We start from the raw sequence: 16,710 nt of genomic DNA, 5'->3' as shown, positions 1-16,710 counted from the left end.
CTTTTATTAACTATAAAAAAACTAATTTGCTCGAAAGTTCAAAATTCAATTGAATATAGGGACTATTCTACAACCATACCTTCAGGATTGTAAAGGGATAAAGCGGAAAAAATTTTAACTTTTTAGATGAGGAAATTCACCATAAAAAAGTTATTCAATAACGGCGCGGTAGTAAGCGATTACATATATTTTTACCTAAATAAATATATTGTAAAAAAATTCAGACAGTCATATAATGTCTACAACAGAAAAACATTTGTGCGTGATATACGGACACATGTATGGGAGGCGAACACATGAAAGCAATCTCTATTGGATTATTAGGATTAGGAACAGTTGGTTCAGGTGTAGTCAAAATCATTAAAAATCATCAGGATAAATTAATCCACCAAGTGGGGTGTCCGGTAGTCATCAAAAAAATTCTTGTACAAGACCTACATAAAAGTAGACCTGTAGAGGTAGAAGCTCAAATGTTAACGTCAAGCGCTGATGATATTCTTTTCGACAATGACATTGATGTTGTCATTGAAGTGATGGGTGGAGTACAAGATACAAAGGACTATTTGATCACGGCTCTTCGCCAAGGAAAACATGTGGTTACAGCGAATAAAGATTTAATGGCCTTGCATGGTTCAGAGCTGTTAACCGTTGCCTCGGAACATGGCTGTGATTTGTTTTATGAAGCAAGTGTGGCGGGAGGCATTCCTATTTTAAGAGGCTTGGTCGACGGTCTGGCATCTGATCGGATTACACAAATGATGGGTATCGTGAATGGTACCACTAACTATATTTTAACAAAAATGAGCAATGAAGGCCGCTCCTATGACGAAGTTCTTAAAGAAGCCCAGGAGCTGGGATTTGCAGAGACCGACCCAACCTCAGATGTAGAAGGGTTAGATGCCGCACGAAAAATGACCATCTTAGCGACACTAGGATTCTCTATGCATATCGATTTGGATGATGTAAAAGTAAGTGGCATTTCTAATGTAACAGAAGAGGACTTACGATACGGAAAACAATTAGGCTATACAATGAAACTAATTGGCTTCGCTCACCGTGAAGGAGAAAAAGTAGAAGTAAGTGTGGCACCGACTTTCTTATCAGATAATCATCCACTTGCTTCTGTTCAAAATGAATACAACGCGGTTTATGTCTATGGTGAAGCAGTGGGTGAAACGATGTTTTATGGACCAGGGGCAGGGAGTTTACCAACCGCAACTGCCGTTGTTTCTGATCTTGTAGGTGTGATTAAAAATTTAAGACTGGGTGTAAATGGCCGAAGTGCGGTTACACCGCAGTACCCTAAGCGATTAAAAGAAGATGAAGAGAAATTCTCTAAGTATTTCCTGAGAATACATGTCCAGGATGAGGTAGGGGTGTTTGCTGATATTACCTCCATTTTTGCAAAATACGGGGTTAGCTTTGAAAAAATCCTTCAATTGCCGATTAAGAAGAATGAAACATCAGAAATTGTTTTAGTAACACATCGAGCATCTGTAACAGATTACGATAAAATTCTACTAGAATTATATGATTTAACAGCAGTTAAAGAAATAAAAAGTGCATATAGGGTTGTGAGGAAATCATTATGAGATGGCCAGGACTATTAGAAGCATATAAAGAATTTTTACCAATCAATAACGAGACTCCTAAACTAACATTAAATGAAGGAAATACGCCTTTAATCAAGCTTGAACGGCTTTCAAAGGAGTGGGATGTGGACCTTTATGTAAAGATGGAGGGTGCAAACCCTACTGGTTCATTTAAAGACAGAGGAATGGTGATGGCTGTGGCCAAAGCCGTAGAGGAAGGAAGTAAGACAGTTATCTGCGCTTCTACAGGTAACACCTCTGCTGCTGCAGCAGCATACGCAGCTCGAGCGGGATTAAAGTGTATTATTGTTATTCCAGAAGGGAAGATTGCCTTAGGCAAGCTTGCTCAGGCGATGATGTATGGAGCTGAGATCATTTCTATTGAGGGGAATTTTGATCAGGCATTGCAAATGGTTCGAAATATTAGCGAAGAAGAGCCAATTACACTTGTGAATTCCGTTAATCCCTTCAGATTGGAAGGGCAAAAAACAGCTGCATTTGAGGTTTGTGAGCAGTTAGGAGAAGCGCCAGACATTTTGGCCATCCCAGTCGGAAACGCAGGAAACATTAGTGCCTATTGGAAAGGATTTAAAGAATTTGCTGATAAGAGGAGAACCGGGTTGCCGAGAATGTTTGGCTATGAAGCAGCAGGAGCAGCTGCTCTTGTGCATAACCGAGTATTTGAAAATCCAGAAACAATTGCAACGGCCATTCGAATTGGGAATCCCGCTAGCTGGGATTTAGCTGTTTCTGCTGTTCAGGAGTCAGATGGTCAGTTTGATGAAGTAACAGACGAAGAGATTATTGCTGCCTATAAAAAACTAGCCTCATCGGAAGGGGTCTTTGCTGAACCTGCATCGTGTGCCTCCATTGCTGGCATCTACAAAAGTATCCAACAGGGAAAAGTAGAAAAAGGGGCAAAAATTGTGGCTGTCCTCACTGGAAATGGGCTAAAAGATCCAGATACAGCTATTGGCAGCAGTCTGGTTAAACCAGTTCAGTTGCCAAATGATGAAGAGGCGGTAAAAGGTCATATCAAAGGTGTTGTCCAACGTGACTCTAAATGATCGGCTAATCATTAAAGTACCAGCAAGTTCAGCTAATCTCGGACCAGGATTTGATTCAATTGGTCTAGCTCTTAATTTGTATTTGACCTTAGAAGTTGAGAAGCATGACAAATGGGAATGCCGATCTCAATGTGAGGAATTGAAGGATTTACCAACAGATGAAAGTCATTTCATTTGCCAAGTTGCGATCCAGACAGCAGCTCACTATGGCATAAAACTATCCCCACGTAAAATTAGTGTGGATAGTGAGATTCCTTTAGCACGTGGACTTGGGTCTAGTGCCGCAGCCATTGTGGCCGGTATTGAGCTTGCTGATTCAGTAGGAAACCTGGGCTTGTCTAAGCAAGAGAAGCTTCTCCTTGCTACTAAATGGGAGGGTCATCCTGATAATGTGGGCGCATCTCTTTTTGGAGGACTTGTCATTGGTTGTTATGGCCAAGATGAAGTAGATATGCTCTCCTTTACAGAGCTTCCTTTTGAAATGGTAGCCCTGATTCCACAAGACATATTACTGACTAAAGAATCTCGAGAAGTTCTGCCGACAACCTATTCTCAAGGAGAGGCAATCCAAGCCTCTTCTACAGCCAATCTATTAGTTGCAGCTTTATTAAGCCAAAATTGGTCATTAGCGGGAAAAATGATGGAGAAGGACTTGTTTCATCAGCCTTACCGTAAACCGCTTATTCATGCCTATCATGAAATGGAACAACTGGCCAAATCTAGTGGAGCCTTTGGGGTAGCACTAAGCGGTGCTGGACCAACGGTTATTTGTTTTATCGAAAAAGGAAAAGGGAAGCAGCTTATGCATACAATGCAAGCTGAATTTCCTGAAATGAACGCAAAGCTGTTGTCTATCAGCAATACAGGAAGTAGTATATGTACCGCAGAAGAATTTGTTCAGTAGAAAGAAAGGAGGCAGCCACGGCTGCCTCATTTTTTATCATTCATGTATTTCTCAAAATCCTCTTTACTCAATGGCTTACTAAATAAATATCCTTGCATTTGCACGCAGTTTTTCGAAAGTAAAAACTCCTTTTGAAAGTCTTTTTCTACTCCTTCAGCGATGACATTCAGATGAAGGCTGCGAGCAAAATTAATGATGGCCTCAGGAATCTCAGTATTTCTATATTCTTCATCGATATTCTGAATAAACGATTTATCAATCTTCAAGGAATCGATTGGTAAGTCTTTCAAATAACTTAAGGAAGAGTAACCAGTACCAAAATCATCAATTGAAATAGAAATTCCCATATTTTGAAGAGTTTGCAGTGAATGAACAATTTCAGTTGATTTATTCAGGAGTATGCTTTCTGTTATCTCTATTTCAAAATTCCTTGGATCTAATTTGTTTTCAGAAAGAATCTCTTGAACCCTTTTCACCATGTTGTCTGGCTCTTGGAATTGACGTGCAGAAAAGTTTACAGAAATCGATAGAGGATGTGGAAAGTTCTTGTTCCAGCTGCTGACCTGTTGACAAGCTGTCTTCATGACGAACTCCCACAAAGGTTGGATCAAACCCGTATCCTCCGCAATCGGAATAAATTCATCAGGTGACACGAATCCAAATTCTTCATCGTTCCATCTGACCAATGCCTCAGCACCAAAGATTGTACCAAAGTCAGCATTGATTTTAGGCTGGTAATACACTTCAATTTCTTCATTCTCAATAGCTTTACGTAAACGGGCTTCTAACCTTGGCCTTTTTACATTGGATTTATTTATTTTTTCCGAGTAAACCACTACTTTATTGCCGCCCATCTTTTTAGCTGCATACATAGCCAAATCCGCAAAAATAACAAGTGCGTCTATTTCTTTTGATTGGTCAGGATATAAGCTAACTCCACAACTGGCACCAAGGTAAATTTCACTGCCATCAAGAGAATATGATTTTTTAAGGTTGCTGACAATTTTTTCAGCAACATTCTTCGTTTTGGAGAGATCAAAGTCCACTAGAAAAATAATAAATTCATCTCCGCCTTGTCTTGTAATGATAATGGTGTCATCTTCTGGGAGACAATTCTTAATACGATTAGCAACGGTTTTCAATATTTCATCTCCTTTGCTATGCCCAAAGGAGTCATTGACTTGTTTAAACCGATCCAAGTCGATGAATAAAACAGATATTTTTTCACCCGTTTTATTAGCACGGTTAATAAAAGGGGTTAATTTTTCAAGGACATATCTTCTGTTTAATAAGCCTGTTAAAGGATCATGGTAGGCCTGGTATTCAATGAGTTCTTTACTTTGATGTAAGTCTTTAACATAGCTCTGCAAATGTTTAGAAAGAGAATTCACATTTTCAGTAAGTAATCCTAACTCATCTTTTCGATTTAAGTGGATGTTTTTTTCGTAATTTCCTTGGGCGATATCATTGACCTGGTCAACGATATATCCAATTGGCTGTGTAATGGAACGAGAAAAGATAAAGCTAATAATTAATACAATAATCATAAAGGCAATAGACAGAAGGACATGGACCATTAACTCATGACGAAGCTCCTGCTCGATCAAGCCATAATTATAAACAAGACCAATCACATAGGCTTGGTCATTTTTAGGAAAAACAGGCACAAAGGTCTTCATGATACTTTTTCCATTCAAACAAACCTTATATGATTGTAATTCTTTCGTTTTTATCGCTTTTTTTACAAATTTTGTATCATCTTTCACATTGCGGTATTTGTAGGAGCCATACCAGATGGGTCTAGCGGAAATTCGTATATAACTATTTCCGTTTAGATGAACCACTTCACTTTTTTTACCAAAGTTTTTAGGATTGATGACGGATAGCTCTAAAACTCCCCGTTCTTTAATGAAACCTTTGATTACCTTCCCGGGTCCGAATCGTTCCTCGTATTCTAACACTTCATTGTCTCTAAAATAAGGGTTAATGATGTAATTGGTAGACCCATCAAAATAGTAGCCCCATTTATCGATATGTTCGGGATCGGAGGACGCAATTTCTATTGGACCAGACCAATAATCCGGTAAGGTTAACCCTTTACCAACGGAAACAGGAGTTATAGCGAACAATTGTTGATAGGCATCATACCAATAGCCCCAGTCCTTAGTAGACATGTTAATTTCTTCAGGGTCGGAGGATTTTATACCGATTATGTCATCTGGCGTTTTGGCTAATAAAGTAATATGTGAAACTCCTACCTCTTTTGCTAATGATGTTAACTGTTCATTGCTTATGTCTTGGTAGTTTGGGGGGAGCTTTTGTTTGATTGCTAGTGAAGCTATTCTAAGGTCTCTACCTAAAATATCCTCTACATAAAGCGAACCTTCCTTTGTTTTTTCTACTTGGAAGGAGACCTCTTTAATGATCATTTCGATTTCTTTCTCGTTATAATTGAGTAACTGACTCTTAGAACGTACATAATGAAAGGTATTATTGCTTAGTAAAATCAAGAAAACTAAAAGGCAAAAAAGTAGCGGAATCTTTTTCTTAATGGACAATATTAAACACTCCAATTAACTGAGGGGATAACCCTCTATTATCTCTTTAGTTTTTTCAAGCAAGCCCTATATTATTACTTGAAATTTCCGTATATCATATGGGAATAAGCTTAATTTTTGGCTTTGTTAAACATGTCTGTTGATTTGCGCTCCAGACGCTTCGCTTTCCGTGGGTGTTTCGGCGAGCCTCCTCGGCGCTTGCGCCTGCGGGGTCTCCCCTGAACCATACTCCCACAGGAGTCTTCGCGTCTTCCGCTCCAATCAAAAGGGTATAAAAATCAACAATGTTCATTAACACAGCCAAGTTTATAAAAGAAGGGATGGTAGACAAATGGATTTTATAAATAAGGTAGTTGTAATCACAGGTGCGGCAAATGGAATTGGACGTGGCGTGGCATCCGCCTTTGCTGAAAAAGGGGCAAACGTAGTTATAGCGGATGTAGACTCTGAGTCGGGGAACATGGCCGCTCTCGAACTAAGAAACAGTGGGGCAGAAGTTCAATTTGTTAAAACAGATGTAAAATCGGTAAAGGACATTATTCACCTATTTGAAACGACCAAAAATACATATGGAACCATTGATATATTAATTAATAATGCCGGGAAGAGTGTGTTTAAATCCCCCTATGAGTTATCTATAGAAGAGTGGGACGATATCATCAATACCAATCTGCGAAGTGTTTTCCTTTGCTCGAGGGAGGCGGCTAAGTATATGAGAGAGAACGAAGGAGGGGGAGCCATTGTTAACATTGCTTCCACCAGAGCGCTTATGTCAGAACCAAATTCAGAAGCATACGCGGCAACAAAAGGTGGGATTACTGCAATAACCCATGCAATGGCTGCTTCATTTAGTAACGATAGAATTACAGTTAATGCCATTTCTCCAGGCTGGATTCATACAGGAGACGAGTCAGAACTATCGGAACTCGATCATGAGCAGCATCTTTCTAAACGAGTAGGCAAACCTAGCGATATCGCACGTGCCTGTCTCTATTTAACAGATTGTGAAAATGATTTTATTACGGGTATTAATTTAGTCGTAGATGGCGGAATGACTCGGAAAATGATTTACACTGAATAAATTCACTTGGATTTCAGCTCCTTATTTGTTTCTCCATACTCGTACACTTATGAGTCACAATATGGTAAAATAGTGTAAAAATTGTGAAAAAGAGAGGAGGTCTCATAAATTGAAGCTGCCAATCATTGAAACAAAACTACGAATCCCTGCAGTGAAGGATGAGTTTATTAGAAGAGCAAAACTAACACAGAAAATGAAGAAGATTCCTGACTACCCTTTGACCATCATTCATTCGGGTGCAGGTTTTGGAAAAAGTACGGCGCTTGCTTTATTTATGAGGGGCGAAGCCATACAAGGGTGTTGGTACTCCATCTCGCCAATGGATGACGACATCCTGCCATTCCTTTCCTATGTCATCCATTCCATTCGCCGCGTTGTCCCTGAATTCGGAATGGAGCTATCGAATTATATTGATACGATGGACCGTTATATTCGGGCAGAAGAACTCAGTGTATTGTGTTCACTTTTTATAAATGAAGTCCTTTCCATTCCAACTGAATTAACATTAATCTTAGATGACTTTCATCAAATAGAACATTCCTATACGATTAATAGCTGGATAGAGAAACTGCTTGAACACATACCTTCCAATTTACATATTGTTATTTCCAGCCGAAGTAGACCAGGATGGAAGCATTTGACGAAAATGAAGGTATGTGGGCAATTACTAGAAATCACGAAGGAAGATCTAGTCCTTACCCTTGACGAAATGGAACTGCTATTAACCGACCTTTATAGATTAGATATTGAGGCAAGCCATTTACAAACGATTTATCAGATGACAGAGGGATGGGTGATTGCTTTATGCATGATTGCACAGCAAATTCCTCTTACACAAGATATTTCGGATCTTTTTGAACACTCCTCACATTCACTTCCAGATTTATTCCAATACTTAGTGATGGAAGTCTTCTCAAAACAGCCTCCAATCATCCAACAGTTTTTAGAGCAGACCTCGATCTTTGATGAAATAGAGGAAGAAATTTGTGATGAGGTGATTGGGCTTCAAGCCGCCTCTGGAATGCTAGAGCAATTAAAAGAAAGAAATTTATTTATACAAAAGGTAGGGTTGAGCCATTACCGGTATCATGCGCTTTTTAAAGAATTCTTAGAAGAGTCCTTCCAAAGAAACAATCCAACTAATTATGCTATTCTTCACGAAAGAGCCGCTCGTTTTTATGAAAAACGAGAATTATGGGAGGAAGCCCTTCACCACTATAAAAAAATTAACCACTATAAAGCGATTGCTTCTATTCTCCAGGAGAATGGTTTAAGAATGCTTGAAAGTGGCAAACTAGATAGCTTATTTGATCAGCTAACAATGGTTCCAGAAGTGGAAATGCAAGCCTATTATCTCCTTTGGTTTCTAAAAGCAGAGGTGTATCGTTACCGATCCCAGTACCAAGAGGCTGAGGAGTGCTACACCAAAACCTTCTCCGGTGCTGAGAAAAAGCAGGATTATTTGGGCATGAGCAGGGCGTTAGAAGGAAAAGCCAAAATCTATTTAGATACGATACAACCGCAGCTCGCAGAAAAAATTTTATATGAATCAATTACTTATCGAGAGAAATCTAGGAGTTCAGCGGAGGAAAAAGGGAAACTCTATCACTTACTTTCTGAAAATCTATTAAACTCAGGTAAATCGTCTGAAGCAGAAAAATGGATAAAAAAGACGAAGGAATCGATGCTGGACAGCTTGGATGGAAATTTAGAAGCTAGATTATATCTACGAACCGGTCGTTTTGACCAAGCGAAGAAAGCGCTTTATTTTAAAAAAGGAGAGCTGAAAGGGACAAATGGTGCCTCCTTGCCGCAAGCCCACCGTGAAACCGATTTATTACTTTCCCTCATAGAAGCCTTTACAGGAGAAGGGATAAAGGCGAAGGAGCTAGCCCAAGCGGGAATTCAGCAAGGTATAAATCTAAATGCGCCATTTGTTGAAGCCTGTGGCTGGATTCGTATGGGGCATGCCGTGCAAGTGTTAAATAAATATGATTTAAATCTAGCAGAAACCTGTTACCAAACGGCATTAGATATTATGAAGCAGCTTAATGTGGATCGCGGTAAAGCGGAGCCACTTATGGGTCTCTGTATTTTGTATGGAACAAGAGGTGAGCTGGAACGGGCTTTGGAGGCAGGGGAAAAAGCCCTTCAGGAAACGGAAAAGGTTCATGATGTATGGCTGTCAGCACTTATTACTTTGTGTATGGGTATTACCTGTATTTATAATGATTGTTTGCCGAAGGCGCATCACTATCTAGAAAAAACCCAGTCATTATTTTTACTGTGTGAGGATTATTTTGGACTGATGCTAAGTCATTTCTGGATGTCTCATGTTTATTATGTACAAAAAAGTACGGAAGGTTTTAGGAAGAGCATGACTGATTTTCTAAATATTGTGCAGAGTAACGATTATGAATTTTTCCTTCATAAAAGATCGGTCTTTAGCCCGAGGGATCTACAAGTATTTGTTCCCTTATTATTAGAGGCGATAAAAGAAGAAATTCATCAATCATATGTTTCGAAAATTCTTCAGAATATGGGTGTAGCCATAATCGACTCACATCCTGGGTATTCACTTAGAGTTCAGACACTGGGTCAATTTAAGATTTGGCTTGGTGAGAAGGAGGTAGCTGACAAGGATTGGCCCAGAGAAAAAGCGAAAGAATTGTTTCAGTTACTTATTACAGTAAGTGAACCCATGGCGAAGGATGAAATAATCCAGGTGCTTTGGCCTTACCATGATAAAAAAAGTGCGGACCGCGATTTTAAAGTGGCGTTGAACAGTCTTCACCATGTATTAGAACCATCAAGAAAAGCAAGGGCTGCTCCTTTTTTTATCATAAGAGAAGGGATGTTTTATGGGTTAAACCCGCAGGCGGTCATCGAATTGGATACGACTGATTTCCAGTCCTGGATTCAGGATGGATTAAATGAGACTAATTTTGATAAGGTTGTTTATTTTTTAGATAAGGGCTTAACCCATTATCAAGGAGAATATTTACCTGATCGACGCTATGAAGATTGGTGTATTAGTAAAAGAGAAAGTATGCTCGTTTATTTTTTACGAGGGGCTGAAAAAATGGCCCAGTTAATGGTCCGAAGAGAAAACTATGATACGGCCATTTACTGGTGTGAAAAAATTTTAGAGCGTGACCGAACCTGGGAAGAAGCATATCGTTTACTGATGTATTGTTATTATCGAAAAAACAATCGTCCACAAGCGATGAAGTGGTATAAAAAATGCACAGAAGTGTTGGAGGAGGAGCTGGGGGTTTCACCATTAGAACCAACCAAGCACATGTACGAAATGATAATTGAATCACAAACCATCATCAATCCAATTGAGCAGCCCTAATATATAGGGCTGTTCTTTTTTTGTCTAGCTGCAGCGCCTAGCCCCTCGGGTCAAATAACCTTCGGCAATAAAAGTCAAAGTGCGGACTTTTCTTGCCGAAGAACATTTGCCTGTCGGGGCTGACCAAGGCGCTTCCGCTTTTCGATTTTGTAACTTCCATGTAACTCCTTTTTTCTATCATAAAATCAAAGCTTTGCCAGGTTGTGAATAACTATTTTAAGGGGGAAAAAGAGTGAAGGGGTACAAAGGAAACTGGGCCTTATTAGGATTACTTATTTTTATGGTGGTATTTGCCAGTGCGTGCAGCTCTGACAAGTCATCATCTGAGCCAAATGACAAGGGTGGAGAAAAGACGGAAAGTAAAGAACCAATTAAGATTGGGGTTCTTGCCTCTAAGACAGGTGCGTTAGAAGCATACGGAAAACAAACACTGCGTGGTTTTGAGCTAGGGCTTGATTATGCAACGGAAGGAAAAATGGAGGTTGCTGGTCGAAAAATCGAATTCATTGTTGAGGACACAGAAACGAAACCTGAAGTTGCAGTTCAAAAAGCAACAAAACTATTAGAGGAAGATAAGGTAGATTTCCTTGTCGGATCCTCAAGTTCAGCAGATACGTTAGCTGTGCTCCCGTTAGCAGAGGAATATCAAAAAGTAATGGTTGTTGAACCAGCTGCGGCTGATAGTATTACAGGTTCAGAGTTTAATAAGTATATATTCCATTCCGCACGTAACTCCTCTCAAGATGCTGTTGCCGGTGCAGCAGCTATTGCAAAGAAGGGTGTAAAAATTGCTACACTTGCTCCTGATTATGCGTTTGGTCGTGATGGAGTGGCTGCCTTTAAAGAAGCAGCGAAAAAGCTTGGTGCAGAGATTGTGAAGGAAGAGTATGCAGATCCTGCTGCTACAGACTTCACTTCTAACATACAAAAAATTGTTGACGCAAAACCAGATTACCTATTTGTTGTATGGGCTGGCGCCAACTCACCGTGGAAGCAAATTGCCGATATGAAGGTTCAAGAAAAAGGAATCAAGATTTCTACTGGCGCACCTGATATTGCTGCCTTATCAACAATGGAACCACTCATTGGTATGGAAGGTTTCACTGTTTATTACCATGATCTTCCGAAAAATAAAATCAATGATTGGCTCGTTTCTGAACATAAGAAGAGATTTAACGGAGATGTTCCGGACCTATTTACACCTGGTGGGATGAGTGCTGCCATCTCCATCGTGGAGGCATTGAAGAAAACAAATGGGGAAGCAGATTCTGATAAGTTGATTCAAACGATGGAAGGTATGAGCTTTGACACTCCGAAAGGCAAAATGACTTACCGTAAAGAGGATCACCAGGCGCTGCAAACCTTGTACGCCATTAAATTAGAAAAGAAAGATGGCGTTTCATATCCTGTGCCAGTATTAATCAGGGAATTATCTCCTGAGGAAACAGCACCGCCAATTCGTAACAAGTAATTAACGAACAAGAGGAAGCGAATCTGCTCCATTAATAAAAACACGAGGGTCTGACCGAATTTATCGCCGGTCACCCTCTTCCTTATTTTTAGCAAATAGAGGTGGTGAAACAGGATGGCAACTCTTTTAGAAACAAGTGATTTATCCATACGCTTTGGCGGTCATACAGCTGTCGATTCCGTTAGTATTAGCATCCCAGAAAAGCACTTTAAATCCATCATTGGTCCCAATGGGGCAGGAAAAACAACATTTTTTAATCTACTTAGCGGCCAGTTAACTTCCACAAAGGGAAAAATCCTCTTCCGCGGAAAAGACATTACACGTTACTCCCCGACAAATCGGACGAGAGCTGGGATTGGTCGTTCCTTCCAAATTACCAATGTATTTCCGAGCCTAACTGTCTTAGAGAATGTCCGATTAGCCGTTCAATCCCAGGCGGGAATTCGGTATCAAATGGTGTTTCATTATAAAAAGTATCGAGCCTTCGAAGAACGGGCATTAGAGTGGCTAAAGCTCGTGCTTTTGGAAGATAAAAAGGATTCATTAGCTAGTAATCTTGCACATGGTGAAAAACGGAAACTAGAAATTGCCATGTTGCTGGCTCTTGAAACGGAGGTCCTCTTATTAGATGAACCTACAGCAGGGATGTCTCTCGAAGAAGTTCCAGCCATATTAGAAGTGATCAAACGAATTAAGGAACAAGGGAACCGAACCATCATCTTGATTGAGCACAAAATGGATATGATTCTCGATTTATCTGATTCGGTCATGGTCCTATTTAATGGCAGACTCCTTGCTGACGGAACCCCTGAAGAAATCATGAAAAACGATACAGTGCAGTCTGCATATTTAGGAGGTCAATTTGATGAACGACCTATTGAAGCTTAATGGAGTGGAAACGTTTATCGGACAATACCACATTCTCCAAGGAGTTTCCTTAGAGGTAAAAAAAGGCGAAGTGACAGTGCTTCTAGGGAGAAATGGTGCGGGGAAAACAACTACATTACGAACAATCATGGGCCTCAATCCAGCATCAAAGGGGAGCATTGTTTTTAATGGTGAACCCATTCAGACCCTGCCAACCTATACGATAGCCCAAAAGGGAATCGGCTATGTGCCTGAGGACCAGGGAATATTTGCTGGTTTAACCGTTGAAGAAAACATGAAGGTAGCCATTCAGAAAGAGAACGAGGAAACATCAAAACGGATGGACTATATTTTAAACCTGTTTCCTGACTTAAAGAAATTCTGGAAAAAACCAGGTGGGTTACTTAGTGGAGGGCAAAAGCAAATGTTGTCTATTGCTAGAGCGTATGTGAATGAAAACGAGCTCTTATTAATTGATGAACCGAGCAAGGGCTTAGCGCCAATCGTAGTAGAAAAAGTGATGGAGTCCATTTTACAAATGAAGGAACAAACCACCATTGTATTAGTAGAACAAAATTTTATGATGGCTAGTACCATTGGTGATTGTTTTTACATTATTGATGATGGTAGGTCTGTTAGCCATGGCAATATGAAGCAATTAAAGGAAGATGAAGAGATGAAACGGAAGTACTTAGGAATTGCCTAAGGAAGGAGGAAGTTCTTCGTGGACTTATTCATGAATTTAGCCCTGAATGGTTTGGCCACAGGGATGCTGATTTTTTTATTAGCAGCAGGTTTAACCTTAATCTTTGGTTTAATGGATGTTCTAAATTTTGCACATGGCGGATTATTTGCCTGGGGCGCATATAGTGGTCTTTGGATTTATTCCCAAACAGGCAGCTTTCTCATTGGAATCCTGGGTGCAATTGTTACTGGATTTTTGCTAGGAATAATAATAGAAAAGTGGATTATCAAGCCAGTTTACGGAAATCATGTGCAGCAAATCTTGATTACGTTAGGTCTCATGCTTGTATTGTCTGAGATGTTGAAGGTCATTTGGGGGCCGAATCAACTAACAGCTTCACCTCCTGATTATTTGAAGGGTAGCTGGGAGCTTGGCGGCGTCATTATTATCAAATATCGAGTATTTATTATTTTAGTAGGCTTTCTTATTTTTGCCGGAGTGCAATATTTGCTCAAGAAAACCAAAATCGGTCTGGTTGTCAGGGCAGGTGTCATGAATAAAGAAATGGTTCAAGCACTTGGGATTAACATTCAAAGGGTGTTTATGTTTGTTTTCATGATTGGAGCTGGGATGGCGGCACTTGGAGGTGTCTTGCTTGGACCTTACTCTGGGGTCATTCATGCAGGTATGGGGATGGAGTTTGCTATTTTAGCCTTCATCGTTGTCGTGATTGGAGGAATGGGCAATTTTAAAGGCTCCGTTTTAGCCGCAATTTTAGTTGGGCTCTCTGGATCTTTTATGGCTTATTATGTTCCGGATCTTTCCCTCGCTGTTAATATGCTCCTCATGGCGATTGTGTTAATTATTCGGCCTCAGGGTCTATTCGGGGCAAAGGGGTGAATACATTGAGGTTTATGCAGGGAAATAGGATGACAGCCATCGTGTTAATCGTTGCGGCTTTTCTTCTCCTCTTACCGTTTGTTTATGAATCTAGAAACTTATTTATCTTATTAACACAGGTGTTTGTTTTTTCTATTTTTGCGATGAGTTATGACCTATTACTAGGTTTTACGGGAATTGTCTCTTTTGGTCATGCCATGTTTTTTGGAATTGGCGCCTATTCAATGGGGATTTTTATGAAGAGGTTTGAGCCAACCATGTCCTACTTCTTTATGGCAGTTTTGACGACGATTGCCCTTACAGCTGTTGTTAGTTTCGTTGTTGGATTACTCACGCTTCGATTGAAAAGTCATTTTTATGCCATGCTAACTCTTTCATTATCTGGACTTTTTCTCGTGTTAGCAGAAAAATGGCGGACCATGACGTATGGGAATGATGGTTTTACTTTTCGAGTACCAGAACCGTTTATTGACCGGACTCATTTTTACCTTCTTTGTCTTTTTGTCATGGTGGCCGTGTTTTTGATCCTTAAACGCTTTACCAACTCTCCGCTTGGTCGGGTGCTTCAGGCCATTCGCGAAAATGAACAACGGACAGAATCGCTTGGCTTCAATGTCTTGCATTATAAAATTGCAGCGAGTATCGTTTCTGGGGTTTTAGCAGGAATAGCGGGTATTTTATATGCGATTTCACTTCGATTTGTGAATACAAGCGTATTTTCAATGGATATAACTCTAGATGCTTTATTAATGACGATTATTGGTGGAGTTGGAACATTAGTCGGAGCAATCATCGGAGCTGGATTAATAGAATTTGCTCATGATTGGCTGACCGAACTTGCAAAAGAGCATTGGATATTTGAACGGTGGATTATCTTTTTCGGGATTATTTATATTTTAGTCGTTATGTTCTTCCCGCGAGGAATTGTGGGTACGTTAAGTACAATTTCATGGAAACGTAAAAAACACCCTTCCGTAAAAAAAGAACAAAAAATGGTGGGGTAGAAGGAGGACCTAGTGGAAATCAATCAAATAGCTTCCTTCGTCGTTCGTTTTCAACTGGCCACTGTCGAGAAGGACACTGGAAGGAAACATTGGAGAATTAAAGTGACGCATGTTCAGGAGGATAGGGAAACGTTGTTTGAGTCAATTGAAGAAGCCATGGAATTTATGCAGGAAATGGCGGAAGAAGCTTAGATGAGTAGGTGATGGGGTTGCAGATAGGAATACTAAGTACAGGGATATATTTACCAGAGAAATTTATGACGGGAAAAGAGATTGCCGAATTGGCAGGTATCCCTGAAGGTATTGTCGAAGAGAAAATGGGAATTAAGAAAAAGCATATTCCAGGTCCATCTGATCATACGTGTGAGATGGGGATTATTGCTGCTAAACAAGCAATTGCAAAGGCAGGCATCGATCCATTAGAGATTGATCTAGTTATCTATATTGGCGAGGAACATAAGGAATACCCTCTCTGGACAGCAGGAATTAAACTCCAGGAAGAAGTCGGTGCTTTTCATGCTTGGGCCTTTGATGTGGCCTTAAGATGCGGGACGACTGTGATGGCGTTGAAAGTAGCTAAAAGTATGATGCTCGCTGACCCGGACATTCGAACCGTTTTGCTGGCAGGAGGGTATCGGAACGTTGATTTCATTGATTACGAGAATCCAAGAACCCGTTTCATGTATAATCTCGGGGCAGGAGGAGGAGCTATTCTTCTTAAGAAAGACCACAACGAAAACCTGGTATTAGACACCCAAATGATTACTGACGGTTCTTTTTCGGAGGATGTCGTGGTTGTTGCTGGTGGAACGAAGAACCCCATTTCAAAAGCGGCAATTGACCAACGTCTGAATATGCTTGATGTTCTTGACCCAGAAGGGATGAAGCAGCGTTTAGAACAGAAGTCGATGGATAATTTTTTAAAGGTCATCCGTGAATCGGTCCGGAAAAGCGGCTTTAGTGAGAAGGATATTGATTATTTAGCTATTCTCCACATGAAGAAATCCGCCCATGAATATGTATTAAGAGAATTAGGTTTGTCCAACGAACAGTCTATTTATCTAGAAAACTATGGGCATATTGGTCAAATTGATCAAATTCTATCACTGGAATTAGCCTTAGAGTCCAAAAAGGTAAAGGATGGCGATGTAGTCGTCTTCGTTAGTGCTGGAATTGGGTACGCCTGGGGAGCAACAACAATTAAATGGGGAAAGGGTGATTAG

The 16,710-nt window shown here is 40.2% G+C and carries 13 protein-coding genes and 1 other annotated feature (1 of these 14 cut by a window edge); of the genes, 12 read left to right on the top strand and 1 reads right to left on the bottom strand.

The genetic code is table 11. From position 1 onward, the window contains the following. Positions 1-7, bottom strand: a binding site (T-box leader); it reaches 205 nt to the left of the window's first position. Positions 8-296: 289 nt separating this feature from the next. Genes AC3A54_RS14230 through thrB form a run of 3 tightly spaced genes read left to right on the top strand, consistent with a single transcriptional unit; the run spans position 297 to position 3,563 of the window. Continuing rightward, a complete protein-coding gene (locus AC3A54_RS14230; protein ID WP_487654924.1) occupies positions 297-1,592 on the top strand; it encodes a homoserine dehydrogenase in 1,296 nt (431 codons plus the stop codon). Next, positions 1,589-2,659 (top strand): threonine synthase, encoded by a 1,071-nt coding sequence (gene thrC / locus AC3A54_RS14225; RefSeq protein ID WP_487654923.1) that lies wholly within the window; start codon positions 1,589-1,591, stop codon positions 2,657-2,659. Before AC3A54_RS14230 ends, thrC begins: the two co-directional genes overlap by 4 nt. Then, entirely contained in the window at positions 2,646-3,563 is a 918-nt protein-coding gene (thrB, locus tag AC3A54_RS14220) for a homoserine kinase (protein WP_487654922.1), read from the top strand. Before thrC ends, thrB begins: the two co-directional genes overlap by 14 nt. A gap of 26 nt (positions 3,564-3,589) precedes the next feature. On the opposite strand, the gene AC3A54_RS14215 is transcribed toward thrB, so the two are convergent. Then, positions 3,590-6,121, bottom strand: coding sequence for a putative bifunctional diguanylate cyclase/phosphodiesterase (locus AC3A54_RS14215; protein WP_487654921.1), 2,532 nt, complete (start codon positions 6,119-6,121; stop codon positions 3,590-3,592). Positions 6,122-6,452: 331 nt separating this feature from the next. On the opposite strand from AC3A54_RS14215, the gene AC3A54_RS14210 reads away from it, so the two are divergent. From AC3A54_RS14210 to AC3A54_RS14170, 9 genes are all read left to right on the top strand, one after another. Then, positions 6,453-7,202, top strand: a complete 750-nt coding sequence (locus AC3A54_RS14210) for a glucose 1-dehydrogenase (RefSeq protein WP_487654920.1) — start codon at positions 6,453-6,455, stop codon at positions 7,200-7,202. A gap of 109 nt (positions 7,203-7,311) precedes the next feature. Further along, positions 7,312-10,560: a winged helix-turn-helix domain-containing protein gene (locus tag AC3A54_RS14205; RefSeq protein ID WP_487654919.1), complete on the top strand. Its 3,249-nt coding sequence runs from the start codon at positions 7,312-7,314 to the stop codon at positions 10,558-10,560. Between the two features lie 280 nt (positions 10,561-10,840). Continuing rightward, positions 10,841-12,031, top strand: a complete 1,191-nt coding sequence (locus AC3A54_RS14200) for a substrate-binding domain-containing protein (protein ID WP_487655051.1) — start codon at positions 10,841-10,843, stop codon at positions 12,029-12,031. Positions 12,032-12,145: 114 nt separating this feature from the next. Next, entirely contained in the window at positions 12,146-12,919 is a 774-nt protein-coding gene (locus AC3A54_RS14195; RefSeq protein ID WP_487654918.1) for an ABC transporter ATP-binding protein, read from the top strand. Beyond that, on the top strand, positions 12,897-13,604 hold the full coding sequence (locus AC3A54_RS14190) for an ABC transporter ATP-binding protein (RefSeq protein WP_308082775.1): 708 nt from the start codon (positions 12,897-12,899) through the stop codon (positions 13,602-13,604). Before AC3A54_RS14195 ends, AC3A54_RS14190 begins: the two co-directional genes overlap by 23 nt. An 18-nt stretch (positions 13,605-13,622) precedes the next feature. Then, positions 13,623-14,483, top strand: a complete 861-nt coding sequence (locus AC3A54_RS14185) for a branched-chain amino acid ABC transporter permease (protein ID WP_308082776.1) — start codon at positions 13,623-13,625, stop codon at positions 14,481-14,483. A 14-nt stretch (positions 14,484-14,497) separates the two neighbouring features. After that, a complete protein-coding gene (locus tag AC3A54_RS14180; protein WP_487655050.1) occupies positions 14,498-15,487 on the top strand; it encodes a branched-chain amino acid ABC transporter permease in 990 nt (329 codons plus the stop codon). Between the two features lie 12 nt (positions 15,488-15,499). Then, positions 15,500-15,679 (top strand): hypothetical protein, encoded by a 180-nt coding sequence (locus tag AC3A54_RS14175; protein ID WP_308082777.1) that lies wholly within the window; start codon positions 15,500-15,502, stop codon positions 15,677-15,679. An 11-nt stretch (positions 15,680-15,690) separates the two neighbouring features. Further along, positions 15,691-16,710: a 3-oxoacyl-ACP synthase gene (locus AC3A54_RS14170; protein ID WP_487654917.1), complete on the top strand. Its 1,020-nt coding sequence runs from the start codon at positions 15,691-15,693 to the stop codon at positions 16,708-16,710.

It is taken from the genome of Neobacillus sp. Soil_C_43, assembly GCF_057656715.1.
Note: the sequence above shows the minus strand (reverse complement) of the source record. Positions and strands in the feature narration are given on the sequence as shown.

What these genes read in the sequence shown, in the direction of transcription:
- AC3A54_RS14230 (WP_487654924.1), top strand. Translation starts at nt 297, where the DNA reads ATGAAAGCAATCTCTATTGGATTATTAGGATTAGGAACAGTTGGTTCA.
- thrC (WP_487654923.1), top strand. Translation starts at nt 1,589, where the DNA reads ATGAGATGGCCAGGACTATTAGAAGCATATAAAGAATTTTTACCAATC.
- AC3A54_RS14210 (WP_487654920.1), top strand. Translation starts at nt 6,453, where the DNA reads ATGGATTTTATAAATAAGGTAGTTGTAATCACAGGTGCGGCAAATGGA.
- AC3A54_RS14200 (WP_487655051.1), top strand. Translation starts at nt 10,841, where the DNA reads ATGGTGGTATTTGCCAGTGCGTGCAGCTCTGACAAGTCATCATCTGAG.
- AC3A54_RS14195 (WP_487654918.1), top strand. Translation starts at nt 12,146, where the DNA reads ATGGCAACTCTTTTAGAAACAAGTGATTTATCCATACGCTTTGGCGGT.
- AC3A54_RS14190 (WP_308082775.1), top strand. Translation starts at nt 12,897, where the DNA reads ATGAACGACCTATTGAAGCTTAATGGAGTGGAAACGTTTATCGGACAA.
- AC3A54_RS14180 (WP_487655050.1), top strand. Translation starts at nt 14,498, where the DNA reads ATGCAGGGAAATAGGATGACAGCCATCGTGTTAATCGTTGCGGCTTTT.
- AC3A54_RS14170 (WP_487654917.1), top strand. Translation starts at nt 15,691, where the DNA reads ATGGGGTTGCAGATAGGAATACTAAGTACAGGGATATATTTACCAGAG.